The following is a 25,930-nucleotide window of genomic DNA, read 5'->3' on the forward strand; positions in this document are numbered from 1 at the left end:
AGAGTGATCGGCTCGATCTCACCTGGCAATACCCCAGCCAGAGTGGCTGTCATGGACGGCTCTTTCGGGAGGGGGTGAAGCCGATCACCAGACGACGCTCCTCGTCGATCTGCAGCCAGCCTTCGTCCCGCAGCACACCGAGGATGCGCGTCACCGTGACCCGGGTGGTGCTGAGGGCACTGGCGAGATCCTGGTGGGTGAGGCGCAGGTTGAGGCGCAGCCCCTGGGGACAGGGCTGGCCATACTGCTCAGCCAGCAGCTCAAGAAAGCCGCGCAGCCGCTCCTCGATCCGACGCAGACCCAGCAGGGCGAGCATGGATTCACTCTGGCGCTGACGAGCAGCCACGGCCCGCAACATGGCCGTGGCCAACTGCGGATCGTTCTGGATGTCCTGGCAGGTGAAGCAGAGCAGATCCGTGTCCGTCAGCGTGATCGCCTGGAAGGCCTGCACATCGGTGAGTGGCTCTCCGAAGGGTTCATTCGGACCGGCCAGACCGAGCAACAACTCATCGCCGTGAATCGACACCGCGCCGAGTTTGACCATGCCCCGCACCACGAGCCAGATGGTGTGACGCAGCAGCGGCACACTGCTGCCGGCAGCGAGATGAACCAGGCTGCGTTTCTGATAGCACTCCTCCAGCACAGCCCGGAAGCCATCGCTGCGGCCTGCTTCCGGGGAAGGGGTGAACACCATGGGGAGTGCCAGACGGCGGTTTGCACGCGACTGTATGGAGGACGACACGCTCACAGCACCAAGATGAGGTAGTGCCTTGATTAAGTCGAGCCTAAGAGCGTCCAGCCAGAGCTTTCAGGTCAGCCAGACGCTCCGGAGCATTCAGCTGCGGATCTTGGCCACTTCAGCGCGAGCCCTGGTCAGCACCTCACCGGTGAGCGGCACATAGCCAAGCTCAGCCGCCTGCTTCTGCGGCGCCTCCCCCAGCGACCAGTCGAGGAAATTGCGCACCGCCTCGGCCTTCTTGTCGCCATAGCCAGTCTCGTAGGCCAGGATCCAGGTGAAGGCCACGATCGGGAAGCTCTCAGCCCCGGCGGGGTTGCAGTCTTCTCCACCAAGCTTGTCGTTGAGGACGACACTGTTGAGCGCCGCGGCACCACTGGCGACGGTGGCGGTCACAAACTTGCCGTCTTTGTTCTGCAGCGCCACCGGACGCAGCGGGTCCTTCACATAGGCAAGGTTCACATAGCCGATCGAACCCGGGGTGTTCGACAGCAGGCCCGCCACTCCTTCGTTGCCCTTGGCACCAATGCCCACGGGCCAATTCACACTCTTGCCCTTGCCCACACTCTTGTTCCACTCAGGCGAGAAACAGGCCAGGGAATTGGTGAAGGCATAGGTGGTGCCGGAGCCATCGGATCGATGGGCCACCGTGATCGGCTTGGACGGACATCCCAGGTCCTTCCAGTCTTTGATCTTGCCTAGAAAGATATCGGCGAGTTGGGCCTGGGTGAGTTTCAGATCGGGACAATCGGCATTGTTGTAAGCCGGCGTCACCGTGCCGCCCAACATCGGGATCTGCACAGCACCCCGCTGTCCCGCTAAGCCTGCCTTGAAATCTTCATCGCTGAGTTGCTCATCACTGGCGCCAAAGTCCACCGTACCGGCGGCAAACTGACGCACGCCAGCGCCTGACCCCACCGACTGGTAATTCACCTGATTGCCGGTTGCTGCCGCATAGTCACTGCTCCAGCGTTGATAGGCCGCCGCAGGAAACGTCGCCCCTGCGCCACTGATGGTGGAGCTGCCTCCGCCGCCGCAGCCGGTCAGACCGATGGCCGTGAGGGTCGCCGCCGCCGCAATGGCGCGAGGGCGAAGGAGGAAGTTGCGAAGAGCCATGGACAACCAGGAGAGGTGGTAAGAATTGGATCGTAGACAGGCTGCCCAGGAGCGACCATTCAGGGCGGAAACCCCATGGACCCGGGACCATGGAAGCTCCCATGGCGCCGGATCCAAGGATGTAGAAAAGAGCGGCCTGAAACGGGCACCAAAGCCTGGCACCGGTTCAGGCCACAGGGCTTCACTTGCCGATACGAGCCACCGCCTTGCGGGAGGCCGCCAGGATGTTGCCTTTGAGCGGAACGTAGCCGAGGTTATCGGCCTGATCCTGGGCAGCGGGGCTGAGCAGGAAGTTCATCGCCTTCTGGATCGAGGCGGCTTTGGCGCCGTTCCCTTTCTGATAGGCAAGGATCCAGGTGAGTGTCGAAATCGGGTAGCTGGCGGCACCGGCGGGGTTGGGATCCTCACCGGCCAGGTTGCCGTCCAGGCGGATGCTGTTCAATGCAGCAGCGCCACTGGCCAGATTAGGCATCACAAACTTGCCTGCCTTGTTCTGCAGAGCCGCTGCCTTGATCTTGCCCTTGACAAAGGCCTGATTCAGATAGCCGATCGAGCCACTGGTGTTCCCGATCACACCAGCCACACCTTCATTCCCCTTGCCACCAACACCGACCGGCCAGTTGACGGTCTTTCCTTCACCAACCTTGCTCTTCCAAGTGGGGGAAAAGGCCGAAAGGGAATTGGTGAAGGCAAACGTGGTGCCGGAACCGTCGGAGCGGTGCACCACTTTGATCGGGCCCTTACCGCACTTGAGTTGATCCCAGGTTTTGATGGTACCCAGGAAAATATCCGCAGCCTGTTTCTGCGTGAGCTTCAGATTCGCGCAATCAGGCTTGTTGTAGGCGATGGCGATCGTGCCTCCCACGGTGGGGAACTGAACCACCCCGCGCGACACCTTGGCGGCTTCAGCGGCTTGAATGGGTTCATCGGTGGCGCCAAAATCCACGGTGCCGGCAACGAACTGACGCACACCCGCGCCTGAACCCACAGCTTGGTAGTTGACGCGCGTCCCGGTCTTCGCCAGCCCGTCAAAGGCACGCAGGTAGAAGGGAGCAGGGAAGGTGGCACCGGCCCCATTGAGGGCGGACTGGGCGGATGCTGCGGCTCCGGCGCCGAGCGCTGCCAGGGTTCCGAAGATCAGGGCCTTCTTGACGAAGGTCATTGAATAGCCATGGAGTGGAGCCCATCCTGATTAGCAACCCTCCGTGACCCCAGTCGTTATTGCAGGGTTAAGACATGGCAGCGCGGTAGTCTGCACGACAGCCTGCGCATCAACTTGCGCGACATCAGACCAGGGATTCACCGACGCGGCGTCGTCCAGTCTTCAAACCAGCCACGGCGCCATAGCCACGAGACCTGGAGCACAGCAATTGTCCCCATCAAAAGAAGCACAGCAAGATAACCATAGCGCCAGTGAAGCTCTGGCATCACATCAAAGTTCATGCCATAGATTCCTGCAATAAAGGTGAGCGGAGCAAAGACACTGGCAAGAATTGTGAGCGTTTTCATCACCTGGTTCATGCGATTCCCGATACTGGCGGCATAGGCCTGCGTGATCGCATCACACTGAGCCCGCAGCGATTCACACTGATCAAACAACAGCTCCACCAGGTCGGCCATCTCCTGAAATCCACCCAGGGCTTCCGGGCCCAGCAGCTGCTGGCGCTGGCGCAGCAGGGAGCGGATCTGGTGGCGCAACGGCCAGATCTGGCTGCGAATCGTGCGCACGCCGCTGCGGAACTGGGTGGTGCGTCCCAAGACCGTCGGCTTGGGTTGGCGCAGGGCCGCAGCCTCCAGATCATCGAGACGGTTGGCGATGCTTTCCAGCATCGGGAACAGATCATCGAGCAGGTCATCGATCAGAAAATGCAGCAGATCATCCAGATCGCGATGCTCTACCGCGCCCGCACGCGAGATCAACCAATCGGTGAGATCGGTAAAGGGTTCACCGCTGCTGGCTTCTTCAAGCGTGACCAGCAGATCCGGCAACAGCAGCAGTCCCACCTGTTCACTGACCAGATGGGCTGGATCCCTGGCGAATCCCAGCCGGTGCAGCACCACCAGCACCGCCTCGCCAAAGGAATCGACCCTGGGACGCTGGGGCACGTCCAACAGGGGAGGCAGCAGCTCCGCCGGCACGTCGAGGGTCGCCAGAAAGGCTTCAATGCGACGGCGATCCCTCAGCCCACTGATCCGCAACCACACCGGCAACTGCCGCTGGCGTGCCACATCCAGCAAGCTGTCGCCGCCTGTCTGAACCTGACGGAGCACCGGCCCCTCAGGCAGAAAGACAACGGCGGAAAAGCTGGTGGGCCGTTGACCGCCATGCACATAGAGATGGCTGGGCAGATTGGCCGGCCTCTCCTCGAGACGCTGGGAGGTCAGAGCTCCAGGCGTGAGACGCAGCACCGTTCCTCCGGAGTGAGCCAGGCATGGAACACCATCCCCCCGCTAAGGAGGGCAGCCTGCAGAAGCAGACAGATCCCCACCGGTTTTAGCCAGGGTCGCTGCAGCAATGCCATGGCGTTCACAGCGGATTCACTCGCCCCATTCCAGGGGCCCTGGAGCCATAGGGCGGTGCCGTGGATCACAGCCAGCTGGCGCGGCGAATCACCACGTCATACCGCCACCATCGGACCCACCAGAAAGCTTGACCCAGGCTTAACCAGCACGGCTGAACCCGCCTGACTACGTTGGATGGATCGGTTCTTGATGGATGACCTTGGGCGACGAACGCTCTGACCTGGCCCGTTCCAGCCCAGGGCGGCCTTCGGACGGAACCCGCTCACCGATGGAAGCCCATGGGGGCTATCGAGGGCTGGGCTGGTCTCCGGAGAGGCTGGTGTTTCATCAGAATCTTGAATCCTTTGCCGAGAGGGTTGGCCTGATCGTGGGACTGCAGGGCAACGGCAAGATCTCCCAGGAGCAGGCCTATGCCGAAATCCGAGAGATCTGGAAAGAACTGCGCTACAGCAAAGACGCCTTACTGGATACGAAAGATCCATGATTCTGGCGGCTCCAGTGGCAGCGCCACTCGCGCCACCTGCCGATCTCCCCTGCCCGCTCTCCGCAGGCTGGCAACTGCTTCATACCCAGGCCATGCCCCGTCGTGGAGCTGCTGGAGAGCCGCTTGGAGGCTTTTCTGCGGCGGTGTACGAACCTGAAGCCGATCAACTCTGGCTGCTCAGCGATACACCCCGCGGCCAGCTGCTCGGCTGGCGGGGCCTTCGCCAGACCCTGAGTCGCTCCAATCCGATTGGCAATAACCAGAAGGACGAACCGCAGCCCCTGCAGCTGTTTGCCACGATCCCGTTGCAGGGCAGCGCCATGGATGGCGAAGGGCTGGTGCTGCAGGGCTCTGACGCCTGGGTGGCCAGTGAAGGGCGCCTGACCCCAGCACGACCGGCCCAGTTGCTGCGCTTTGATCGCCACTCCGGGGCGCTCAAGCAGGCCCTGCCACTGCCTCTGGACTGGCAACTGCGGCCCCGATCGGGCCTGGCTCCAAACGGCGGACCGGAATCCCTCACCCTGCTGCCTTCCGGCTCAGCAACGCCGCATCCAACCCTGCGGCTGCTGATGGCGACAGAACAGGTGCTGCTGCAGGATTCAGCCCGCGAGCGACGCACCTTGCTCTGGTCCGTACCGGCCGGGGCAGCTGGAATCACCAGCCGGGCGCTGCCCGCCCTGCCGGCGCCAGGCGATGGCAAGGCCTGGGGGCTCACCGATCTACTGGCCTTGTCGGGTCCACCGGACACGATCCCCACCCTGGCCCTGTGGCGATCCTTCACCCCTTCAGGCTCCTGGCGCGCCGAACTCAGCGTTGCCGTGCTCGAACAGGGAGGCTGGCGCGAAAGGGCCCGCTGGAACCTGCTCAGCACCGGGCTTCCAGCCGACAACTGGGAAGGGCTGGCCCGGGGGCCGTCCCTGGCGGATGGGCGCTCCAGCTACGTGCTGGTGAGCGACGACAACTTCAACCCCTTCCAGCAGAGTCTTCTGGCGGTGATCGCACCACGGCATCAGCCGGGTTGCACGAACCAGGCAGCCAGGGCAACCCTCAAGGCAGCGCAGAAGGCCAGGCAAGCTCCCCAGCCCTAAGGTCAGTGGAGGGGCAAGCCAAGCCATAACCAAGCCTGAACGTCTGATTGACCACGTGCTGACAGGTTGAACCATGAGCGACATCACCGTACTGATCACCCTTGGAGACATCCAGACCAGGGCCACCTCCCCCCGCTGTGGCGACTATGTAGCCGAACTGATTCAGAAGCAGACCCGACGGATTGGCAAACTCCATCCCGACGTTCTGGCGGATCAGGACCCCGAAGCCCTGCACCAGCTACGGGTGACACTGCGCCGTCTGCGCACGGTGCTGACTCAATTCGGGCCAGCCTTGAAACTTCCCGATGGCGTCAGCGAGCAGCGCCTGGCCCGCGTCACGCGTCAGACCGGTCTGACCAGGGATCTGGACGTGCTCAGGCAGCGGCTGGAGATTGATCTGTTTCCGGCTCTGCCGATCAGCGCCGATGGTGAGGAATCCGGTGGCAACGGATCCGATCCTGAGGCCAGGACAAAGGCCCTGAAGCGGCTGCTCAAAGAGCTCGCACGCAACCGCCGTCAAGCGTTTGAGGGGTTGGAAAAGGCCCTGCAGGATGGTCACTATCTGAAAATGCTGGCGCGGCTGAGCAAGTGGCTGAAAAAGCCAGACTTCACCATTCTGGGTCAACAGCCCATCGGCGACTGGCTGGTCGAGTGGCAGGGATCCCTCAGCAGCGGGTTGTTTCTGCATGCCGGTTGGCAAGAAGCCCATCCACGCGCCAAGTCGTTACACGAGCTCAGAAAGCGGATCAAGGAGGCGCGCTACTCGCTCGAAAATCTCGAGCCCTTTCTGCCGAGCTGCGGCCACCACTGGATCGAGCAGTTGAAGCACGCCCAGGAGAGCCTCGGTGAGCTCCATGATCTGCAGGTTCTGGCCGATGCGATCGCCGAACAGGACCTGCGGCCACGGCTGGCTGAACTGCCCGAGCTGGAGCGGGCTATCCAGCATCAGCTGGGTCGCACCTGGGAAGATTGGCAAAGGCTCGCCAGTCGCCTCAAGGCCAGGGAGCAGCGCTGGGACTACCAGGGCCTGTTCCTCCCAGCCTGCACCGGAGCCAGCAGTGAAACCTGACACAAGCTCCGGCAAGCAGCACCGCGCCCACGGTTCCAAACACACCCACGCCTCCTCCCACCCCTCAGCTCAAGCCTCCGCTCAGACCTCAGAACAGACCTCAGAACAAACAGAACATCCCGAGAGCTGCCGGATCCACCAGAGCACGATCAGCCACTGGTGCACGCCCGTATCGGATCCTGAGCATCCCGGACAGCAGATTCCTCTCTATGCCCTGGAGCAACGCCAGCGGGCTGCCAGTTACATCCAGCAGCACCGCTAGGGGAACTCACGACACACCCGGCATGAACTGACGTTCATGTCCATAGCCCTTCAACATGCGATTCCAGTAGAGCCAGGGCAGCAGCTTGGTCTTGACGACCCACATGGTCCAGCGCTCCTTGGTGGGATCGCAGGGGAAAGAAGGCTTGGGATTGCCGTCATAATCAAACTCCGCCATGATCGTTTTGCCATAGCCAGTGATCAGCGGGCAGCAGGCATAGCCGTCGTAACGGGCCTCGAGCGGGCGTTGATCGAGGAAAGCGAGCAGGTTGGCCACCAGTACCGGCGCCTGACCCCGCACCGCCGCCGCTGTCTTGGAGTTCGGCAGAGACGACACATCCCCCAGTGAAAAGACGTTCGGGAAACGCACATGCTGGGTGGTGAACTTATCCACCTCCACCCAACCACCCGGGCCGGACACCGCCAGGGGACTCTCGGCCACCACATCAGGCGCTGCCATCGGCGGGGTGACGTGCAGCATCTCGTAGGAGATCACCTCCTCGCGGGTGGTATCCCCGTCTTTCACGTGAAACACGGCCTCCTTGCTGGCGGCACGCACCTCCTTGAGAGTGTGCAGAAATTTTGTGGTGATGCCGCGGCGTGCCACCACCTTCTTGAGGGGCTCTGCGTAGACCGGAATCCCGAAGATACCCGGAGTTGCCGAGGCGTAGATCACGCTGGAGCGGGAAGCGACCTCCGGCGAGCGTTTGAACACGTCGTCGGCCATGTACATGATCTTCTGCGGTGCTCCGGCGCACTTGATCGGCGTCTCCGGATAGGTGAACACGGCATTGCCACCCTGGAAGTTCTGAATCGTCTGCCAGGTGTAGGCCGCGTGCTCCCGCGAATAGTTGCTGGTCACACCATTGCTGCCCAGTGCCTCGCTCAGGCCCTTGATCCGGTCCCAGCAGAGCTTGATGCCGGTCGCCACCACCAGCACGTCGTAGCTGATCGTGGCGCCAGCGGCGGTGCGCACCGCCTTGGCATCGGGATCGAAGCTCGCCACGGCATCGTGAATCCAGACCACCCCCTCCGGGATCAGGTCCACTTCCAGCCGGTGGGTCTGCTCCAGGGTGAAGACACCGCCGCCCACCAGGGTCCAGCCGGGCTGGTAGTAGTGATCCCGCGACGGCTCGAGGATGGCCACCTCCAGCTCCGGCCGCGCCCGCCGCAGCTGACTGGCCGCAGTGAGGCCGGCGGTGCCGCCGCCAATGATCAGGATCTGGTGATGGGCCATGGGCCGGCCGAAAGCAAAGCTGGCCTTGATCTACCCCGATCCAGCGCCTTCGTCTAGGAAACCGTCACGGGAGTGCGCCAAAGCCGGCGCCGCCCCGGCACGGCAGACAAGAAAACGTGACAACCGATACCGAAGCCTGGCGGTTGTGAACAGACTGGAGAAAACCCTGAACCTGCTGGGCTGGAGGTCGCCATGTTTCTGAAATTGCGCCAGGAGGACGAGGCCCTCGTTGAAGTGCTGGACCTGAAGCAACTGTTCGATCCCTTCGCGGCCCAGGTGCTGGGGCGGTTCCACGCCGGCGAGGAGATGCAGGAGGCGGAGGCTTTCGGCAAGGCGGAGCTGAAGTTCCCATCCGGCGAAGGCCTGCCTCTCTGCTGGGTCGATCCCGGTTACCGCAAGCTCTGAGCTGAGCTGACGACAGCGTGAACTGGCAGACAGACAGCCCGGCAAGCAGACAGTCAGCCACCAGACAGCCATGCCGTGGAACCCTGACCGAGGAATCAACGCGTAGCAAACAACACCAGAAGCCCGTGGAGCTGTTGCAAGTCTTCATCAACTTGCAACCTCACCATGGGCCTGGCCCGATACGTTGAGCTCCTGCCGATTCAGCGATCGTTCTCCGGACGCACGCTGTTCAGCGAACCCCAAGCCAGCGATGAAACCCTGATCGCCGAGGTGGGCACCGATCGGATCGATGAGCTCTTCTGCCACCGCAACCAGACCGACCAGCTGATGGTGCTGCGGGGCTCGATCGATCTGGTGGTGTTGCAGCAGAAGCGCCTGCATCGCATCACCCTGCGCGAGGACGAGCCCTCGCTGGTGCGCATTCCCCCTGGGGTGCCCCACGGCGCGATCAACCGCGGTCGCACGCCGGCCCTGGTGGTCAACGCGGTGCTGCGCCACGGTCCCAACGATCCCCGCGACTACCGCCCCCGGCGGGTGCCGCCGGCCCTGCTCGATCAGTGGCGCTCCCTGGCGGCCTGATGCCGGCCGCATCAAGCCTGGCTGGGCGGCTCTGCTTAAAGTCCCGCCCAGCCGCCTCCGCCGCTTGGGTTCCGCCCCTGCCCCCTGCCCTCGATCGGCATCACTGCGATCAAAACCACTGCGTTCGGCACCACTGCGATCGGCACCGCTGCAATCGGCACCATTGCCAGCATCTGCTTCAGTTCGGGCAACCGCTGCGATCCGACCGACCTCCACCGTGGTGCTCGGCTGCCTGACCGCCCTGCTGCCCCTGAGCCTCGCCGGCAGTGGGGCCCTGGCCGAATCTGTCATCCCTACCCAACCCGCGGTGACGACGGCACCCGGCAACGCCGCGCAGACCAACGCCACGGTGATCAACGTGACCACGGGCCAGGAGTTGCTGGTCACGGTGAAGGGCCAGGAGCGACGGGTACGGCTGGCCTGCATCCAGGCCCCACGGCCGCAGCAGCAACCCTTTGCGCGGCAGTCACGCCAGCAGCTGCTGAACAGCCTGCCGGCCGGCACCGCGGTGACCCTGGAACTGCGCGCCCGTGATGTGTTCGCCCGGGAGGTGGCGGTGGTCCGCCACCAGGGGCAGGACGTGGCAGCCCGCCAGGTGCAGCGTGGCGCTGTCTTTGTCTTTGACGGCTATCTCGGCCTCTGCGACGATCTCCCCTATGCCTCCCTTGAGGCTGAGGCCCGCCGCCGCAAGCTTGGTGTCTGGTCGACACCCGGTGGGATCGAACGCCCCTGGGACCTGATCCAACGCTTGGGCGACACCACCGCCGAACCCTGATCCCGCCCGAGCGCAACACTCAGCGCAACCCTCTCCTGCCGAACGCAACGCTCTCCTGCCGCAGCCACATGAATCCCGAACCCGGTGAACGTCCTGCCTGGTTGAACTGGATCTTTTTGCTGATCTTCCTGTGGTCGTCCTGGCAGCTGGCCGGCTACTGGATTGAACGTCTGCATGGCTAGGTTGGGAGCCCCAATCAGGAGTAGCAATTGGGAACAAAGAACTGCTCATTGATCGGCGGCCGATACAGCAAGGGCGCTAACTTGCGGGGTGGCAAGGCGATCTTCGGTGGTGTCATATCGGTATACGGCACTTTGCTGAGCAGGTGATGGATGGTATTGAGCCGAGCCCGGCGTTTGTCATCCGCCTCCACGGTGAACCAGGGTGCTTCCGGGATGTTGGTGTGGGCGAACATGTCGTCCTTGGCCTGGGAGAATTCCATCCAGTGATCGCGGGCCTCCAGATCCATCGGCGAGAGTTTCCAGCGTCTGGTGGGGTCATCGATGCGGGCCTGAAACCGGGCCTCCTGTTCCTCGTCGCTCACGGAAAACCAGTACTTGAGCAACACGATGCCGGAACGCACGAGCATGCGTTCGAACTCCGGACACGAGTGCGCGAATTCATCCACCTGAGCCTCGGTGCAGAACCCCATCACCCGCTCCACCCCGGCCCGGTTGTACCAGCTGCGATCGAAGATCACGATCTCGCCGGCAGACGGGAAATGCTCCACATAGCGCTGGAAATACCACTGGCTCTTCTGCTGATCCGAGGGGGTTCCCAGGGCCACCACCCGGCAGCCGCGGGGATTGAGCGGTTCGGTGATGCGCTTGATCGTGCCCCCCTTGCCGGCCGCATCCCGACCCTCGAACAACACGATCAGGCGGAAGCCACTGCTCTTGATCCAGTACTGCATCTTGACCAGCTCTTCCTGCAGGCGTGTGAGCTCCCGCTCGTAGCTCTTGCGATCGAACTTGCCCGTGGAGCTGGAGCGGCGCTGGGCCTCAGCCACCGCCATCGACTCCACCGCCACATCAGTGAGGTCGTCGAGCTGGGTGGACGGGTAGTAGCGGTCGCTGAACTCTCCGAAGTGAAGATGCACCTCCGGCATCCCATCGCTCCTGCGACCGCGGGAGGTCTTGGTGGCTGCCCTGGATTTGCGAGGCTTGCGATCCGTGGCCTCAGCCTGTTCTGATCCCGTGGCCTTGCCCCTGCCCTTGGATTTGCCATTGGCAGTGGATTTGCTTTTAGCAGTGGATTGGCCATAGGCAGTTGCTTTGCCATTGGCCATGGATTTGGCCTCTGCCTCAGAGCTGGCTCTACCGGATTTGCCTCGTTTGGCCATCGTTCACCAGCGGCAGGACACTCCCGATGCATAGCGCCGATCAGCCCGGCCGGCGAGGCAGCGGCAGGAACGCGCGCACGATGCGCAGAACCGCCATCACCAGCAGCAGCAGACCCGCCACCGCCACGGCCAGCACCAACCCCAGGGCGACCAGTTGCAGCAGACCCAGGAGGAAACGGCCGAGGCCGGCGATCAGGTTGGCAATCGCGGTGCTCACCAGCAGGACCGTGTCAAAGCGGCTGGGCAGCTGCAGCAGACCCACCAGCAGGCCGGCGCCGAGGAGGCCGAGGGCCAGACCGACCAGCACCTGGCGCCAGCGGGGCGGGCGCCGCCGCCGTCCGCGGAACACACTGCGCTGCTGAGGAGCGCTGGTGCGGGGCAGATGGATGGACGGTAGATCTCGGCTCATCCTTCAAGCCGATGACCGGCCCCTCGCATCCAGCGCTCGAATTCCATCAGCACCAGCTCGTTGGGGCAATCCACCAGGGACAGATCTCCCACCGTGCAGTCGCCCTGGCCGCCGTGGTGCAGGGACAGATGGAACGTCTTGCCGCTCAACCCACAGACCTCAGGGTCGCTGCGCACCACCACGTCGAGGCTGGCGCCCAGGCGGGTGACGCGGCGCCGCAGTTCCGACCAGGTGAGAGACATGGGATGGCTGCCGCCTACAACCTCTCCAGTGTGACCAGCCACTGTTCAGGCCAGCCGCCCAGTGCGGCGATTCAGGGCAGCAGATCAGGGGGGAGACGCGACCGGGGCCTCATTGGCGGCAGCCGGCGCGGCCCGCTCAGCGGGAGCGACCGGCTTCAAGGGCGCCGGTGGCGGCACCAGCCAGCCGAGGCCAGCGCTGACCGCCAGCACCACAACCCCTCCCAACGGAGCCGCCAGACGCCGACGCAGGGGGATCCGCTCCAGCAGCTCGCGGGTGCGCAACGGCTGGGGGTCGGGCATCTCCCAGCTGAGGGTGACGCGACCATCGAGGCGCACCTGATCCAGCACCCGCACCAGATCGGCGAGCTCGGCATCGTCGAGCAGCACCTCCAGGGGGGGCGTATCGGGCTGACTGCTGCGCAGCTGCAGCCGGTGTCCCCCACCGGAGTTGCCACGGTCTGACGCGGCATTGCCGGAGTTGCCCCGGATCTCCACCGGCAGGTCGGCGCCACCCACGGGGCGGTCCACGCCGCTGATCAGCTGCCGCGCGTAGGGAAGCACCACCTGCATGAGCGCCATCAGGTGCTCCTTGCGTCCCTCCAGTTCGGGCCGGCCGGTCCACTGCAACGACCAGCCGGTGAGGATGCCGATCACCGCACCGCTGTGCCCCACCGAGACATCGGGCAGGCCCTCCAGTTGCAAGCGGCAGCTGGTCTGGTCGTAGCGAAAGGTCTGCTTCAAGGGAACGGGGAACGGGCAGGGGGCGGATTGCGGGCGGCCCGCGAAGCAACGTGAGAGTAAAAGCGGGCCACTGATCACGGGGCTGCTGATCAGGCGGCTCCTGATCAAGGGGCCACCGAATCAGGGTGCCGCATCCCGCAGGCTGGCCCGCATCCGCTCGAAGCCTCCAGGACCGGCCCCCAGGGCCAGCGCCTGGATCAGGCGACGGCGCTGATCGGCGCCGGCCTGGGGATCGAGCAGCTTCTGCACGCCGCCGCGGCGGGGGTTCATCCGCTCATTCAGCAGTTCGGCCAGCCTGGCCTCGAACAGGGCCCAGCGCTGGCGGCTGAGAGGCTCCGGTTCCGCCTGGGAGAGCAGGGCACGCAGCATCGGGTAGAGCCGATCCGCCAGGGCGCAGAGGATGCGGATCAGGGCATCGGTCTCGGCCTCGTCGAGCGAGCCGCGGCGGGTGTTGCGGCGCAGGGGGTTGTGGCAGCGGCGCTTCCACAGCTCGACCCGGTTGGGGAAGAGGCCGGAGAAGCCCAGCTGCTCGCTCATCCACACCATCGCTTCGCCGCCGTTGAGATCGAGGGCCTCCACGGCGAGCAGCATCAGGTCGAGCCGCTCGACGCCGCGCCTGGGCAGCGGTACGCCCCCCACAGGGAGGGTGTCGGGGTGCTGCACGGGGAGGGTCTGGACCATGGCTGCGATGATGCCAGCGGCAGAGCCCTTCCGTCACGCCCAATGGGGGTTCCGCCGCGCCGCTTCCTTCCGTTTCACCCCTCCGTCTGCCCCCGCCATGGTCGCCAGCCCATCCCCGCTTGATCTGCGGCAACTGGTGCGCGACATCCCTGACTTCCCCAAGCCGGGCATCCTGTTTCGCGATCTCACGCCCCTGATGCGGGATCCCGATGGCTGGCAGGAGGTGATCCGCCAGCTGGCGGTGTTGTGCGAGCGGCTGCAGCCCGATCTGATCGTGGGGATCGAATCGCGGGGCTTCATCGTGGGCACGGCCCTGGCCACCGCCACCCGGCTGGGCTTCGTGCCGGTGCGCAAACCCGGCAAACTGCCCGGCGCCGTGACCGGTGTGGATTACGAGCTCGAATACGGCAGCGACCGGCTCGAGATCCACAGCGATGCCCTGGCCGCCGGTGAACGGGTGCTGATCATCGACGATCTGCTGGCCACCGGTGGCACGGCCTCGGCCTGTGCCGAGCTGGTGCAGGCGGCCGGCGGTGAGCTGTGCGGCTTCGGCTTCGTGGCCGAACTGGCCGCTCTCGAGGGCCGCCGCCGCCTGCCGGAGGAGCACCCGATCGAATCACTGATCATCTACTCCTGAACCACTCGCTCGGCTGTTCGCGGTCTCGCCCTTGTGGTCGAAGCCAGCAGCCCCTCAACTGTGGCTGTTCTGCCAGCGCAGCACCTGGTCGAACTGATCGAGGCTGATCAGCCCGAAGCGCCACAGCACCACCGGTAAGGGCGCCTGCTCCAGACGGGCCTGGCGCAAGCCGAGGGCGAGGGCGCTCTCGCTCAGGCCCAGCTGCAGCCGCAGGTATTGCACCAGGGCCGAGGGCGGCGTGGGTTGGGGTGTGGTGCTGATCACCATGGCGTCATGGTGTCAGGCGCGGCTGGGAAAGCAAGCACCGTTGGTCATCTGGGAGAGCATCAGTCGCCGTAGGGGCGCAAACCGCTGCAACAGCAGCACGGCCAGGCGGCGGGGCGGCAGCAGCAGGGGCAGGCGGGTGGAATAGAGCCGCACCAGCAGATCGGTCACGAGCAAGGTGGCAAGCAGGTCAGGCCAGCGGCGGCGCGCGTAGGCGGCGGGCAGCCGGCGGGGCCGCAGCCGGCCTGAGGCGGCGCGTAAGGCCAGCCGGTGCAGCACCGCCACGTCGCGCCAGCAGAGGTTGAGGCCCTGGCCGCCCACCGGATGGCAGCGGTGGGCGGTCTCCCCCACCAGCACCAGCGAGCCGCTGTGCAGGCGATGGGCCAGCAGCCGCTCCACCGGGAACGACCGTGGCGTGTCGAGCAGGGCGTCGGGCTGGAAGCGATCCGGCAGGGTGCCGGCCAGGGCATCGAGGAAGGCAGGGCCACTGAGCTGCTCCAGCTGGCGGCAGCGGGCCGCGGGGGCACTCCAGACCACCTGCACCTGCTGGCCGCCGAGGGGCAGCAGGGCAAAGGGCCCTTCCGGGCGGAACAGCTCCCAGGCCTGATCGGGGGCGCTGCCACGCAGCTGAACCTGGGCGGTGAGGCAGGCCTGCCGATAGGCACGCCGCCAGACACCGATACCGCGGGCGGTGCGCAGGGGCGAGGCCGGCCCATCGGCGGCCACCAGCAGATCGCAGGCGCCAACCGCAGCATCGTCCGGGAGGCTGGCCTGCCCGAGCTGCAGGGTCACGGCGGGATGGGCCTGCAATCGCTCCAGCAGCACCGCCAGGAGGGGGCCGTGCTGCGCGATCCAGCCCACGGCAGCCGCTCCTGTTTCCGCCACTGAATCCACCTGAGCGAGATCCGCAGCCACGAACCCCACACCAAAACAACCGCCTGGATCGAGGGCGAGATCGCGCAGCTGCAGGTCCCGGAAGGGAGTCAGCAGCGGCTCGAGCGTCTGCCACAGCCCCAGCCGCTGCAGCAGGCGCCGGCTGGAGTGGGTGAAGGCATAGGCACGGCTGCGTTGCTGCAGCCGCTCGGCATCTAGGGGATCCACGAGCCGCACAGCCCAGCCGGCATCGGCCAGGGCGAGGGCTGCCAGGGCACCGGTGGGACCGGCTCCGTGAACCCGCGCCTGCAGCGGCAGGGTCATCCGATCGGGTGGCAGAAACAAAAAACCGCAGCGGATGACCCGCTGCGGTGGGGAGATTAAAGCGAGCAGGTGGCTCAGCCGATGCCGAGCAGGCCGCGGGTGAAGGCTTCGCCGCCGAGGGCGATTTCCGTGGCGATCAGGGCGATGAAGCCGAGCATGGCCATGCGGCCGTTCAGCTTCTCGGCGCGCTCGTGGAAACCCCAGCCGCTCTCGGCGCTCACCACTTCCATGCGGGGCTCGCTGGCGAAGGCATTGAGGCGGCCACCGTCTTCGGTGGTCACGGTGGCGCCGCGGATAACGGCGGAGGCAGCGGCGGGACTGGTGGCGGTGGCTTGAGCCATGGAGACCTCGTTACGGGGTGTTACGAAGACTGTAACGCAATGTTTCGTTTCTGTCAGCAAACCCGGCTCAGGATTGCCCGTGCACAGCCCAAGCCAGGCTCAGTGTCGCCCGGGCTCAGCGCAGCCGCCGCAGGCAGATCTCCTCAAACGCCGGCCGCAGCAGGTAGGGGTACTCGCCCACCCACAGCTTCGGCTGCGGCAGCCAGGCATCGCTGATCGCGCCGATGCGGGAGAAATCCTTGCGCTCACTCAGCACCAGGGCGCGCACCACCATGCCCCGCCGGATCGTCTGGTGCTTCTTCTCCATCGGGAAGCGCACCTGGCCCAGGTAGCCCTCCTCATCTTCGAGCTCGAGGCAGAGCCAGGTGCGCTTGTTCTCCACCAGTTCCAGCCGCCCCTCGTTGCCCGCCTGCTCGCGCCGCTGCTCCACCACCTCACGGGTGTAGAGATCGCCCACCTCGCCCTCGAACAGGGCCGCCACCGGGTAGCGGCGCAGGGTGGCGTTGCGGCGCCCCGCCTCCAGGATCGGGCCCCACAGGATGTACAGCAGGAACACAAAGCCCGCCACCAGCCACACCGGCCCGAAGCGGCTGGAGAACAGGCTCTGGGCCACCAGCAGGGAGATCACCCCGCCGATCAGCGAGATCAGCAGCCGTTGCAGCAACTTGCGCGGATTGCCGCTGGAGGCCGCGAACTGGGGGCCGGTGGCCACCGCCGGAATCAGCCGCGACAGTTCACCCGGTTTCAGGGGCAGCAGCATCAGAGCAGCCGCTCCAGGCCGTAGACCAAGCCCCCCAGCTTGCGCACCTGCCGCACGGTGAGCAGCACACCGGGCATGTAGGCCGAGCGGTCGATCGTGTCGTGGCGCAGGGTGTAGGTCTCACCGGCGGCGCCGAACATCACCTCCTGATGGGCCACCAGGCCTGGCAGGCGGATCGAATGGAGGCGCAGGCCGCTCTCCCGCAGGCCACCGCGGCAGCCGGCCAGGCTCTCGTGCTCCTCCACCTGGGCGGGGTTGAAGGCCTTGCCCAGATCCTCCATCAGTTCGGCGGTCTTGATGCAGGTGCCGCTGGGGGCATCGGCCTTGCGGTTGTGGTGCAGCTCGGTGAGCTCGGCGAAGTCGTAGAAGCGGGCGGCGGCGGCGGCGGCCTGCTGCAGCAGCACCATGCCCACCGAGAAGTTGGGGATCACCGCTCCCCCCACCGACGCCTTCTCACTGAAGCTGGCCAGATCCGCCAGCTGCTGGGGGCTCAGCCCCGTGGTGCCGATCACTGGATGCACCCCGTAGGCGATCGCGGCGCGGGTGTGCTCGTACACGACTGACGGGTGGGTGAAATCCACCAGCACGGCACCACCACCGGGGCCGGCGTTGCGCACGCTCTGGCTCACCTGGCAGAGGGTGCCCTCGAGATCGGCGGTGATCGCCAGCTCCAGCTCCTCCAGCCCCAGCTCCAGCCCCAGATCGGCGCCCTCCTTGCCGGGGGTGGTGTCGATCGCGCCGACCAGGGCGCAGTCCGGCGCCGCCAGCACCGCCCGCACCACCTCGGCGCCCATGCGGCCCAGGGCGCCGGCCACCACCACCGGAATGGGCGCAGCGGCGGGGGTGGCGGCAGACATGGCTGGGGAAACGGGAGCGCTCGTCATGGCGATCGGCGGAACCAGGCGAGCCTATGCGGGCTTCTGAACCCGCCCTTACGCCGGCAAGGGCCGATCCGCAAGCCCTGTAACGCCTTGAAAGAAGGACTCACGAGAGTGCACGGCCCTTCGTAGGCTCCTTCACATTGCTCAATCCGCCCGCATGTTCACGCAGGTCCGCTCCGCCAACCGCCGGGTCAGCCCTGCCAGCCGTGAAGGCCGCGCCGTGATGAAGGCGGTGTATGTGGTGCTGGAGCCCCAGTACCAGAACGCCCTCACCACCGCCGCCAACAGCCTCAACGACCAGAACGGCCCCCTGGCGATCGAGCTGAGCGGCTACCTGATCGAAGAGCTGCGCGATCCGCAGAACTACGCCGATTTCTGCGCCGATGTGGCCGCAGCGGATGTGGTCATCGCCTCGCTGATCTTCATCGAAGACCTGGCCCAGAAAGTGGTGGAGGCGGTGGCGCCCCACCGCGACCGGCTCAAGGCCGTCGTGGTGTTCCCCTCCATGCCGGAGGTGATGCGGCTCAACAAGCTGGGCACCTTCTCGATGGCCCAGCTGGGCCAGAGCAAGAGCGCCATCGCCAGCTTCATGAAGAAGCGGAAGGAGGCCAACAGCGCCGGCTTCCAGGACGCGATGTTGAAGCTGCTCAACACCCTGCCCACGGTTCTCAAGTACCTGCCGGTGGAGAAGGCGCAGGATGCCCGCTCCTTCATGCTCAGCTTCCAGTACTGGCTGGGCGGCACGCCGGACAACCTGCGCAACTTCCTGTTGATGCTGGCGGATAAATACGTCTTCCCCCGCAGCGGCCATGACCGGCCGGAGCTGCAGGTCGCCGAGCCCGTGGTGTTCCCCGACCTGGGCATCTGGCATCCCCTGGCTCCAGGGATGTTCGAAGACCTGAAGGAATACCTCAACTGGAACACCAGGCGATCCGATCTCTCCGAAAAGGCCCGCAAGGGACCGGTGATCGGCCTAGTGCTGCAGCGCAGCCACATCGTGACCGGCGATGAGGCCCACTACGTGGCCGTGATCCAGGAACTGGAATACCGCGGCGCCACCGTGATCCCGGTGTTCTGCGGCGGGCTCGATTTCACCAAACCGGTGAATGCCTTCTTCTACGACCCGCTGAACCCCGACCAACCGCTGGTGGATGGGGTGGTGAGCCTCACCGGCTTCGCCCTGGTGGGCGGCCCGGCCCGGCAGGACCATCCGAAGGCGATCGAGGTGCTCAAGAGCCTCAACCGCCCCTACATGGTGGCGCTGCCGCTGGTGTTCCAGACCACCCAGGAATGGGAGGAGAGCGACCTGGGCCTGCACCCGGTGCAGGTGGCCCTGCAGATCGCCATCCCCGAGCTGGATGGCGCCATTGAGCCAATCGTGCTGAGCGGCCGCGACGATGCCACCGGCAAGGCCCACACCCTGCAGGACCGGGTCGAGGCGATCGCCGAGCGGTCGATTCGCTGGGCGTCGCTGCGGATCAAGCCCCGCAGCGACAAGAAGCTGGCCATCACCGTGTTCAGCTTCCCTCCAGACAAGGGCAACGTCGGCACCGCCGCCTACCTGGATGTGTTCGGCTCGATCCACCGGGTGCTGGAGGAGATGAAGCGCAAGGGGTACGACGTGCAGGACGTGCCGCACAGCCCCAAGGCGCTGATGGAGGCGGTGATCAACGACCCCGAGGCCCTGCAGGGCGCTCCGGAACTGGCGATCGCCCACCGCATGAGCGTGGAGGAGTACGAGCGGCTCACCCCCTATTCCCAGCGGCTGGAGGAGAACTGGGGCAAGCCCCCCGGCAACCTCAACAGCGACGGCACCAACCTGCTGATCTACGGCCGCCACTTCGGCAATGTGTTCGTGGGGGTGCAGCCCACCTTCGGCTACGAGGGCGACCCGATGCGGCTGCTCTATTCCCGCAGCGCCAGTCCGCATCACGGCTTCGCGGCCTATTACACCTATCTGGAGAAGGTGTGGGGCGCCGATGCGGTGCTGCACTTCGGCACCCACGGCTCGCTGGAGTTCATGCCCGGCAAGCAGATGGGCATGAGCGAGATGTGCTACCCGGATTCCCTGATCGGCGCACTGCCGAATCTGTATTACTACGCCGCCAATAACCCGTCGGAAGCCACGATCGCCAAGCGACGCGGCTATGCCGCCACGATCAGCTACCTCACCCCGCCGGCCGAAAATGCCGGCCTCTACAGGGGGCTCAAGGAACTGGGCGAGCTGGTGGGCTCCTACCAGCAATTGCGCGAAAGCTCCAGAGGTGTGCAGATCGTCAACGCGATCGTGGAAACGGCGCGCCAGTGCAACCTCGATAAGGATGTGACCCTGCCGGAGGGGGAAGCCGCTGAGCTCGATCTGGGCGGCCGCGATGCCGTGGTAGGAGCGGTGTACCGCCAGCTGATGGAGATCGAGAGCCGGCTGCTGCCCTGCGGCCTGCACACGATCGGCAAGCCCCCCACCGCCGAAGAAGCGATTGCCACCCTGGTGAATATCGCCGCCCTGGAGCGGGAAGAGGAAGGCATCCGCTCCCTGCCGGCCCTCCTGGCCCAGAGCCTGGGGCGCACGATCGAAGCGGTGTATCGCGGCAACGATCAGGGGGTGCTGGCCGATGTGGAGCTGAACCGCCGCATCACCGAAACCAGCCGACTGGCGGTGGGGGCGATGGTGCGGGAGGTGACGGGTCGCGATGGCCGGGTCACCCTGCGGCGCAACTTCGGCTGGCTGGTGAGCCTGCTGGAGCGGATCGGCTTCAAACTACCCAGCCCCTGGCTGCGCGCCTGCTGCAGCGCCGGCTTCGTGGGCGTGGATGCGGGCGAACTCGACAAACTGTTTGCTTACCTGCGTTTCTGCCTCGAGCAGATCTGCGCCGATATGGAAATGGAGAGCCTGCTCAAGGCCCTCGATGGTGAATATGTGATCCCCGGGCCTGGCGGCGATCCAATCCGCAACCCAGGGGTGCTGCCCAGCGGCAAGAACATCCACGCCCTCGATCCCCAGGCGATCCCCACCCGCGCCGCCATTGCTGCCGCCAAGGTGGTAGTGGATCGGCTGATCGAGCGCCAGAAGGCTGAGCAGGGTGCCTGGCCCGAAACCATCGCCTGCGTGCTCTGGGGCACCGACAACATCAAGACCTACGGCGAATCCCTGGCCCAGATCCTCTGGTTCATCGGTGTGCGCCCGGTGCCCGATTCCCTGGGCCGCGTCAACAAGCTGCAGCTGATTCCGCTGGAGGAGCTGGGCCGGCCGCGGATCGATGTGGTGGTGAACTGCAGCGGTGTGTTCCGAGATCTGTTCATCAACCAAATGGGCCTGATCGATCAAGGCGTCAAGATGGCGGCTGAAGCGGAAGAACCGCTGGAGAGCAACTTCGTGCGCAAGCACGCCCAGGAGCAGGCGGCCGCCAATGGCATCAGCCTGCGCGATGCCGCCACCCGCGTGTTCTCCAATGCCAGCGGCAGCTATTCCTCGAATGTGAACCTGGCAGTGGAGAACAGCACCTGGGAAGAGGAAGGAGAGCTCCAGGAGATGTACCTGAGCCGCAAGACCTTCGCCTTCAATGCCGATAACCCCGGCGAGATGAACCAGAAACGAGAGGTCTTCGAATCAGCGATGAAAACTGCTGATGTGACCTTCCAGAACCTCGATTCCGCCGAGATCTCCCTCACCGATGTGAGCCACTACTTCGATTCCGATCCCACTAAGCTGATCCAGGGCCTGCGCGACGACGGCAAGGCACCGGCGAGCTACATCGCCGATACCACCACCGCCAACGCCCAGGTGCGCTCGTTGAGTGAAACCATCCGCCTCGATTCCCGCACCAAGCTGCTCAACCCGAAGTGGTATGAAGGCATGCTCAATTCGGGCTATGAGGGCGTGCGTGAGGTAGCCAAACGGCTCAACTTCACCCTCGGCTGGAGTGCCACCAGCGGCTCAGTAGACAACTTCGTCTATGAAGAAGCCAACGACACCTTCATCAATGATCCCGAGATGCGCAAGCGGCTGATGGAGCTCAACCCTCACAGCTTCCGCCGCATCGTGGGTACATTGCTGGAGGTGAATGGCCGAGGCTACTGGGAAACCAGCGACGAGAACATCGCCCAGCTGCAGGAGATCTACCAGGAGATCGAAGATCGGATTGAGGGCGTTACCCCGCAGCAGAGCTGAACCTCAAAAGCCGAACGGCACTTCAGAGTCAAGACCTAATTAAGAAGATATCCCACTCCCCGGATGGTCTGAATGAGCGGCTCGAGATCGGGCCGCTCTATTTTTTTGCGTAGGTAGCGGATATACACCTCAAGGATATTGGCATCGCCAAAGAAGTTCTCGCCCCACACCGCCTCCAGAATCCGTTGCCGCTCCTGCACCCGGCCGGCATGGCGCACCAAAAACAGCAGCAGGTCGTATTCCTTCACCGAGAGTTTGATCGCTGTTCCGGCCCTCTCCACCTCGCGGGTCTCGGTGTTCACCGTGAGATCACGGTGGCGGAGCAGATCACCGGCGGCATCCACGTGGCCCATGCTGGAGCGTCGCTGCCAGACACGGAGCCTGGCAAGCAGCTCTTCGATCGCGTAAGGGCGGCTGATCACGTCATCGGCGCCAGCATCGAGCAGGGTCACCCGATCGGTGTAGTCGGGCAGGTTGCAGAGCACCAGCAGGGGGGTGACGCAACCGGAATCGCGCAGGCGGCTGCAGAGCTGAGCCACCACGGATGCCTCTGTGGCGGAGGCATCCAGAACAGCAGCCAGAGGATCGAGCTGCTGCATCTGGCTGGCCACGGATGCGGGGCCGCTACAGGGAACCACCCGATAGCCCACCGCTTCCATGGTTTTGGCGAGCCGTTGCGCCTCACTTCCCCCGGCCAGCAACACCAGCGTGCGGGGCTCTGCGGAAGCCGGTGGCGAAAGGGGCGCGGCCAGGGCGGAGCAGATCGGGCGCTGAAGTCCCTTCTTAGGACAGAAACGCGCACAAAGGAAGGTGCGGCAATCACAAAAAACCGCCCCTGCTTGCAGGGGCGGTGGTGAAACAGCACATGGCTGCAAAGCAGTGGAGGGAATCACCCCATGGCACTGGGATCGTCGTAGACGTGGGCAATGCTGCCGTCGTCCACCACGAGATCGTGATGAGCGAGCGGATCCTCCTGAGGCAAATCCTGGGAATCGGCAGTGTCGGCAGCGTGGACTCCATCAAGGGAAGTGGAATCCATGCCGGCAGAACCATCATCGAACCCGGTATCGAGGTTGGTATCGAGAGAGGGATCGGTGTGGGTGATCTCGTGCTGGTATTCCGCCAAGTGATCGTCGGTCACTGGATTCTCCGCCACCAACTGATCCACAAGGGCAGAGATGTCATGGACATCCGCCTGCACGGTGGCATCGGCAGGGATCACCACCGCATCGTCCATACCCGTGGAATCGGGAGTGGTGTGGGCCGGATCAGACACCAACAGCTCGGGATGGGCAAGGGCATCGTCGATCAGGGCGGAGAGCGGAACGTCGTCTGTCAGAGCTGCATGATCTTCAGAGACAATGTCAGATGTCTCTGGAGCATCCGCAGCTTGGGGAGGCGTGTTATCAGAAGGCTGCTCGATGACCGTAGAGAAAGAAACATCCTCGGCATGACCAGTCAGCAGGGAAGAAGTACCGTCAGGATTGGTCACTTCATAGACATATGTTGTTGTGGCATTCAGCACGACATCGCCCGAGGCCAAGGCCTCCTCCTGCCCTAAGGCACCAGCGACTGGAGCATCACCAGTGAGATCGATGCTGACGATTCCAGCATCTTGCAGGCTCTGATACTCACCCTCTTGGATGACTCCATCGGAATTGACGTCCGTCCAAATTCCAAAGTTAGCGAAGTGAGAGTCTGCCGCCGTGAGATAGCCATCCCCAACCTGGGAAGCATCAGCAGGCGTACTCGAAAAAGAGACCGAAAGAGGCGATGAATCAACGACAGAAGATCCTTCTGGACGAGCCAAGGCAGTGGGCTCACTGTCGATCACAACATTGGAATCAAAGACAGCCTTGATCCCCTCTAGATCAGTTTCCCCGACAGTGCGTCCAAATGCGATTTGGACACCATCATTAATATTCCCATTGGCGTCATAGTAGAGGATGGCATCAGTGGGTGCAACCCATGCAGTTTGCTCTGCATATCCATCCCCATCATAATCGTAGCGAACTCCAGCATCAATGCTTAGGTACTCGACGCCATCACCATGAATGTCAAGAACGACTGGCGTCACGGACCATTGACCATCCTGGTTACCGTCTACTCGCACGCCAAACATATCTGAGACGACCGAGTCGCCATCTGCATCAGTGGCCTCGAGCGAGAAGAGATATTCATAGTCATCCGGCTTCTCTGCCGCCTCATACTTGAAGCCAAAACCATCGATTTTAAAGTTAGTTGTCAAGGCTGCAACTGTAATATAGTCAACCGGCTTATCAACCGGCGGAATTTCTATAGTGAGCGTGCCACCGCCATCAGGGCGCCCAGAAACATTATTCGTCGACGTAGAGGTAGAGCCATCTTTATAAAAGAGGGTCAACCCAACTTGTGTTCTGTCTGTACTGAAGCCAGCCGTGGCCGCGAAACCAATGGTCAGCTCCGTAAACTCGACAGATTCGGCTTCCTTTTCAACAACATCAAACAAGAGATACTCTCCCCTCTGAACCGTGTTGCTTCCAACGCCCAAATCTGTTGACGAGATCTTAACGCTTAGGTCGCCATCAGTCCTGTCATTAATAGGCCTAGGGAACTGCGGGTGATTAATCTGAGACCCTAAAATACTACCCCCTTCGATGAGCAAGTCAAAAAGGCCATCACTGAAGGGAGGATTGGTTCCATCGCGACCAGTTGAATTGGCGTCAATGACTTCCTGCTCATTAGGGCTGCTGTTATTCGCGAAATAGTCAAAGAGATTAGTAACTTCCTTCACGACTGCAGGGGCGGGATCAAGCAGCGTAAATGAGTAGGTACCTTGCCCCGTCTCATTGGGCGGCGAAACAACCACTGTGAAGAGCTGGGAGCTGGGATTGGAATCAGAAACTGCCGTATACTTAACGCTACCATCACTTCCGAGCACTGGATCGCGAACCAACGAATAACCAGAGGCCTCGTTATTCCATATCAGCTCAATCGCAGCATCAAAGTCAGCCGCATCGGCGCCGATATCAAGCGTATATGATCCAGAAGTAGTGGCATTCACCTCATTTTCAAGAATGCCGGCAGGAGAAGTAGCATCAATTTGGGGGGCATCATCCTTGAAGACAAGCGATGTGCCGATATCCAAGGAAACACTATTGCTGGCCAAATCACCGTCGGCATCCTGGATTGAATCAGTCCGCGTCAGTGAAATTAAGTCTGCCGAAGTAAGTGTTGTTGACTGATCGGGACCAGAATCGGGGCTATGCTCAACCGCACGCAACTGATCCAAGGTAACGACTCCATCAGAATTCACCTCAAGAGTGAAGACCGTATCGCCATCTTCGTTGACACCCTCAACTCTACCGGAAGACGAATCAGCTTGAAGAGAAACGTTCTGACCATTAACCGAATCGACCAAACCACTGACACCAGGCTTAAAATCAAGGCTGTATGTGGTAGTTAAGGATTCCGGCTTATGGCCGTCGGCACCATAATTGTACTGGAAAGAACTGACAAATCTATCAGAGAAGTCAACAGATGCGTTGGTTCCCAAATCGGTTTCATCAACGATAATATCCTTTGGTGGAGCTGCCGAAGATACAAGGACTTGCGGACCATCATCCCTGAACGCAATGGCACTGGTAATATCCAGAATTGCCGTATCAGTCGACTGATCACCATCACTATCAACAATAATGTCAGCACGAGTTAACGTAATTGCCGCACCCACCGCCAAGGCCAAGCCAATTGATTCGTCAGAAGAGCTTGTATTGGAATGCTTCAGTGAGCGCTGCTGATCCAGCGTCACCATGCCGCTGCCAGTCACGCTCAGCGTGAATGCAACCGCTGCATTCCCCTCGGACGGATCCGTGCGGCCTTCCACCACGCCGTCATTGAGGTACAGGAACACTTCTTGACCATCGGTCGTGAACACTCCTGCCGAATCGCCATCGCTGAATCCTCCCAGCGTGTACCCGCTCTCCACAGACGCTCCTTCTTCGTCCGCTCCGGC

General features: G+C 63.4%; 25 protein-coding genes. 8 read left to right on the forward strand and 17 right to left on the reverse strand.

Translation table 11 applies throughout. From position 1 onward, the window contains the following. Positions 1-49: 49 nt before the first annotated feature. The 4 genes from KQ310_RS13320 to corA all read right to left on the reverse strand — a co-directional run bounded on the left by KQ310_RS13320 (position 50) and on the right by corA (position 4,261). Positions 50-694 (reverse strand): Crp/Fnr family transcriptional regulator, encoded by a 645-nt coding sequence (locus tag KQ310_RS13320; protein ID WP_259722208.1) that lies wholly within the window; start codon positions 692-694, stop codon positions 50-52. 141 nt (positions 695-835) lie between these two features. After that, positions 836-1,852, reverse strand: a complete 1,017-nt coding sequence (gene pstS, locus KQ310_RS13325) for a phosphate ABC transporter substrate-binding protein PstS (RefSeq protein WP_259722209.1) — start codon at positions 1,850-1,852, stop codon at positions 836-838. A 181-nt stretch (positions 1,853-2,033) separates the two neighbouring features. Then, positions 2,034-3,014, reverse strand: coding sequence for a phosphate ABC transporter substrate-binding protein PstS (gene pstS / locus KQ310_RS13330; RefSeq protein WP_259722210.1), 981 nt, complete (start codon positions 3,012-3,014; stop codon positions 2,034-2,036). Between the two features lie 137 nt (positions 3,015-3,151). After that, positions 3,152-4,261: a magnesium/cobalt transporter CorA gene (corA, locus tag KQ310_RS13335; protein ID WP_259722211.1), complete on the reverse strand. Its 1,110-nt coding sequence runs from the start codon at positions 4,259-4,261 to the stop codon at positions 3,152-3,154. Between the two features lie 307 nt (positions 4,262-4,568). On the opposite strand from corA, the gene KQ310_RS13340 reads away from it, so the two are divergent. The 3 genes from KQ310_RS13340 (at position 4,569) to KQ310_RS13350 (ending at position 7,016) form a co-directional block, all read left to right on the forward strand. Then, the gene (locus tag KQ310_RS13340; RefSeq protein ID WP_311134744.1) at positions 4,569-4,859 is read left to right on the forward strand and encodes a hypothetical protein; all 291 of its coding nucleotides are present in this window, start codon (positions 4,569-4,571) and stop codon (positions 4,857-4,859) included. A 92-nt stretch (positions 4,860-4,951) separates the two neighbouring features. Then, positions 4,952-5,947: an esterase-like activity of phytase family protein gene (locus KQ310_RS13345; RefSeq protein ID WP_259722212.1), complete on the forward strand. Its 996-nt coding sequence runs from the start codon at positions 4,952-4,954 to the stop codon at positions 5,945-5,947. 73 nt (positions 5,948-6,020) lie between these two features. Beyond that, on the forward strand, positions 6,021-7,016 hold the full coding sequence (locus tag KQ310_RS13350) for a CHAD domain-containing protein (protein ID WP_259722213.1): 996 nt from the start codon (positions 6,021-6,023) through the stop codon (positions 7,014-7,016). A gap of 268 nt (positions 7,017-7,284) precedes the next feature. Here KQ310_RS13350 and KQ310_RS13355 read toward each other — a convergent pair whose 3' ends face one another. Then, positions 7,285-8,514: an FAD/NAD(P)-binding oxidoreductase gene (locus KQ310_RS13355; RefSeq protein ID WP_259722214.1), complete on the reverse strand. Its 1,230-nt coding sequence runs from the start codon at positions 8,512-8,514 to the stop codon at positions 7,285-7,287. 192 nt (positions 8,515-8,706) lie between these two features. Here KQ310_RS13355 and KQ310_RS13360 point away from each other — a divergent pair, with 192 nt between their 5' ends. From KQ310_RS13360 to KQ310_RS13370, 3 genes are all read left to right on the forward strand, one after another. Continuing rightward, positions 8,707-8,919, forward strand: a complete 213-nt coding sequence (locus tag KQ310_RS13360) for an acetyltransferase (protein ID WP_259722215.1) — start codon at positions 8,707-8,709, stop codon at positions 8,917-8,919. Between the two features lie 165 nt (positions 8,920-9,084). Continuing rightward, entirely contained in the window at positions 9,085-9,498 is a 414-nt protein-coding gene (locus tag KQ310_RS13365) for a cupin domain-containing protein (RefSeq protein WP_259722216.1), read from the forward strand. A 220-nt stretch (positions 9,499-9,718) separates the two neighbouring features. Next, positions 9,719-10,273: a thermonuclease family protein gene (locus KQ310_RS13370; RefSeq protein WP_259722217.1), complete on the forward strand. Its 555-nt coding sequence runs from the start codon at positions 9,719-9,721 to the stop codon at positions 10,271-10,273. 196 nt (positions 10,274-10,469) lie between these two features. Here KQ310_RS13370 and ppk2 read toward each other — a convergent pair whose 3' ends face one another. The 5 genes from ppk2 to KQ310_RS13395 form a co-directional block, all read right to left on the reverse strand. After that, positions 10,470-11,288, reverse strand: coding sequence for a polyphosphate kinase 2 (ppk2, locus tag KQ310_RS13375; RefSeq protein WP_259722239.1), 819 nt, complete (start codon positions 11,286-11,288; stop codon positions 10,470-10,472). Positions 11,289-11,655: 367 nt separating this feature from the next. After that, positions 11,656-12,024 carry a hypothetical protein gene (locus KQ310_RS13380; RefSeq protein ID WP_259722218.1) on the reverse strand — a complete coding sequence of 123 codons (369 nt, stop codon included), beginning with the start codon at positions 12,022-12,024 and terminating at the stop codon, positions 11,656-11,658. Beyond that, positions 12,021-12,266 (reverse strand): hypothetical protein, encoded by a 246-nt coding sequence (locus KQ310_RS13385; protein ID WP_259722219.1) that lies wholly within the window; start codon positions 12,264-12,266, stop codon positions 12,021-12,023. The genes KQ310_RS13380 and KQ310_RS13385 overlap by 4 nt, the downstream gene beginning before the upstream one ends. An 84-nt stretch (positions 12,267-12,350) precedes the next feature. Beyond that, entirely contained in the window at positions 12,351-13,007 is a 657-nt protein-coding gene (locus KQ310_RS13390; protein ID WP_259722220.1) for a DUF4335 domain-containing protein, read from the reverse strand. A gap of 120 nt (positions 13,008-13,127) precedes the next feature. Then, positions 13,128-13,688: a DUF3038 domain-containing protein gene (locus KQ310_RS13395; protein ID WP_259722221.1), complete on the reverse strand. Its 561-nt coding sequence runs from the start codon at positions 13,686-13,688 to the stop codon at positions 13,128-13,130. A gap of 97 nt (positions 13,689-13,785) precedes the next feature. On the opposite strand from KQ310_RS13395, the gene KQ310_RS13400 reads away from it, so the two are divergent. After that, positions 13,786-14,325, forward strand: coding sequence for an adenine phosphoribosyltransferase (locus tag KQ310_RS13400; protein ID WP_259722240.1), 540 nt, complete (start codon positions 13,786-13,788; stop codon positions 14,323-14,325). A gap of 54 nt (positions 14,326-14,379) precedes the next feature. On the opposite strand, the gene KQ310_RS13405 is transcribed toward KQ310_RS13400, so the two are convergent. The 5 genes from KQ310_RS13405 to dapB all read right to left on the reverse strand — a co-directional run bounded on the left by KQ310_RS13405 (position 14,380) and on the right by dapB (position 17,744). Beyond that, a complete protein-coding gene (locus KQ310_RS13405; protein WP_259722222.1) occupies positions 14,380-14,592 on the reverse strand; it encodes a DUF2949 domain-containing protein in 213 nt (70 codons plus the stop codon). A 12-nt stretch (positions 14,593-14,604) separates the two neighbouring features. Further along, a complete protein-coding gene (locus KQ310_RS13410) occupies positions 14,605-15,786 on the reverse strand; it encodes an FAD-dependent monooxygenase (RefSeq protein WP_259722223.1) in 1,182 nt (393 codons plus the stop codon). A gap of 74 nt (positions 15,787-15,860) precedes the next feature. Then, positions 15,861-16,127, reverse strand: a complete 267-nt coding sequence (locus KQ310_RS13415; protein WP_259722224.1) for a high light inducible protein — start codon at positions 16,125-16,127, stop codon at positions 15,861-15,863. Between the two features lie 115 nt (positions 16,128-16,242). Further along, on the reverse strand, positions 16,243-16,887 hold the full coding sequence (locus KQ310_RS13420) for a hypothetical protein (RefSeq protein WP_259722225.1): 645 nt from the start codon (positions 16,885-16,887) through the stop codon (positions 16,243-16,245). Beyond that, the gene (dapB, locus tag KQ310_RS13425; protein ID WP_259722226.1) at positions 16,887-17,744 is read right to left on the reverse strand and encodes a 4-hydroxy-tetrahydrodipicolinate reductase; all 858 of its coding nucleotides are present in this window, start codon (positions 17,742-17,744) and stop codon (positions 16,887-16,889) included. The genes KQ310_RS13420 and dapB overlap by 1 nt, the downstream gene beginning before the upstream one ends. A 181-nt stretch (positions 17,745-17,925) precedes the next feature. Here dapB and KQ310_RS13430 point away from each other — a divergent pair, with 181 nt between their 5' ends. Further along, entirely contained in the window at positions 17,926-21,936 is a 4,011-nt protein-coding gene (locus KQ310_RS13430) for a magnesium chelatase subunit H (protein ID WP_259722227.1), read from the forward strand. A 35-nt stretch (positions 21,937-21,971) separates the two neighbouring features. Here the strand turns inward: KQ310_RS13430 and KQ310_RS13435 are convergent, their stop codons facing one another. Both KQ310_RS13435 and KQ310_RS13440 read right to left on the reverse strand, forming a co-directional pair. Beyond that, positions 21,972-22,637, reverse strand: coding sequence for a response regulator transcription factor (locus KQ310_RS13435; protein WP_259722228.1), 666 nt, complete (start codon positions 22,635-22,637; stop codon positions 21,972-21,974). Positions 22,638-22,825: 188 nt separating this feature from the next. Continuing rightward, positions 22,826-25,930, reverse strand: a 3,105-nt coding sequence (locus KQ310_RS13440) for a DUF5801 repeats-in-toxin domain-containing protein (protein WP_259722229.1), incomplete at its 5' end; no start/stop codon positions are given.

This window comes from Synechococcus sp. CS-1328, from assembly GCF_025128095.1.
GTDB lineage: Bacteria > Cyanobacteriota > Cyanobacteriia > PCC-6307 > Cyanobiaceae > CBW1002.

Coding starts and splice junctions, on each gene's coding strand:
- KQ310_RS13400 (WP_259722240.1), top strand. CDS start 13,786: ATGGTCGCCAGCCCATCCCCGCTTGATCTGCGGCAACTGGTGCGCGAC.
- pstS (WP_259722209.1), bottom strand. CDS start 1,852: ATGGCTCTTCGCAACTTCCTCCTTCGCCCTCGCGCCATTGCGGCGGCG.
- KQ310_RS13350 (WP_259722213.1), top strand. CDS start 6,021: ATGAGCGACATCACCGTACTGATCACCCTTGGAGACATCCAGACCAGG.
- dapB (WP_259722226.1), bottom strand. CDS start 17,744: ATGTCTGCCGCCACCCCCGCCGCTGCGCCCATTCCGGTGGTGGTGGCC.
- KQ310_RS13345 (WP_259722212.1), top strand. CDS start 4,952: ATGCCCCGTCGTGGAGCTGCTGGAGAGCCGCTTGGAGGCTTTTCTGCG.
- KQ310_RS13395 (WP_259722221.1), bottom strand. CDS start 13,688: ATGGTCCAGACCCTCCCCGTGCAGCACCCCGACACCCTCCCTGTGGGG.
- KQ310_RS13430 (WP_259722227.1), top strand. CDS start 17,926: ATGTTCACGCAGGTCCGCTCCGCCAACCGCCGGGTCAGCCCTGCCAGC.
- KQ310_RS13420 (WP_259722225.1), bottom strand. CDS start 16,887: ATGCTGCTGCCCCTGAAACCGGGTGAACTGTCGCGGCTGATTCCGGCG.
- ppk2 (WP_259722239.1), bottom strand. CDS start 11,288: ATGGCGGTGGCTGAGGCCCAGCGCCGCTCCAGCTCCACGGGCAAGTTC.
- KQ310_RS13355 (WP_259722214.1), bottom strand. CDS start 8,514: ATGGCCCATCACCAGATCCTGATCATTGGCGGCGGCACCGCCGGCCTC.
- KQ310_RS13320 (WP_259722208.1), bottom strand. CDS start 694: ATGGTGTTCACCCCTTCCCCGGAAGCAGGCCGCAGCGATGGCTTCCGG.
- KQ310_RS13365 (WP_259722216.1), top strand. CDS start 9,085: ATGGGCCTGGCCCGATACGTTGAGCTCCTGCCGATTCAGCGATCGTTC.
- KQ310_RS13385 (WP_259722219.1), bottom strand. CDS start 12,266: ATGTCTCTCACCTGGTCGGAACTGCGGCGCCGCGTCACCCGCCTGGGC.
- KQ310_RS13410 (WP_259722223.1), bottom strand. CDS start 15,786: ATGACCCTGCCGCTGCAGGCGCGGGTTCACGGAGCCGGTCCCACCGGT.
- KQ310_RS13360 (WP_259722215.1), top strand. CDS start 8,707: ATGTTTCTGAAATTGCGCCAGGAGGACGAGGCCCTCGTTGAAGTGCTG.
- KQ310_RS13415 (WP_259722224.1), bottom strand. CDS start 16,127: ATGGCTCAAGCCACCGCCACCAGTCCCGCCGCTGCCTCCGCCGTTATC.
- pstS (WP_259722210.1), bottom strand. CDS start 3,014: ATGACCTTCGTCAAGAAGGCCCTGATCTTCGGAACCCTGGCAGCGCTC.
- KQ310_RS13405 (WP_259722222.1), bottom strand. CDS start 14,592: ATGGTGATCAGCACCACACCCCAACCCACGCCGCCCTCGGCCCTGGTG.
- KQ310_RS13380 (WP_259722218.1), bottom strand. CDS start 12,024: ATGAGCCGAGATCTACCGTCCATCCATCTGCCCCGCACCAGCGCTCCT.
- KQ310_RS13340 (WP_311134744.1), top strand. CDS start 4,569: ATGACCTTGGGCGACGAACGCTCTGACCTGGCCCGTTCCAGCCCAGGG.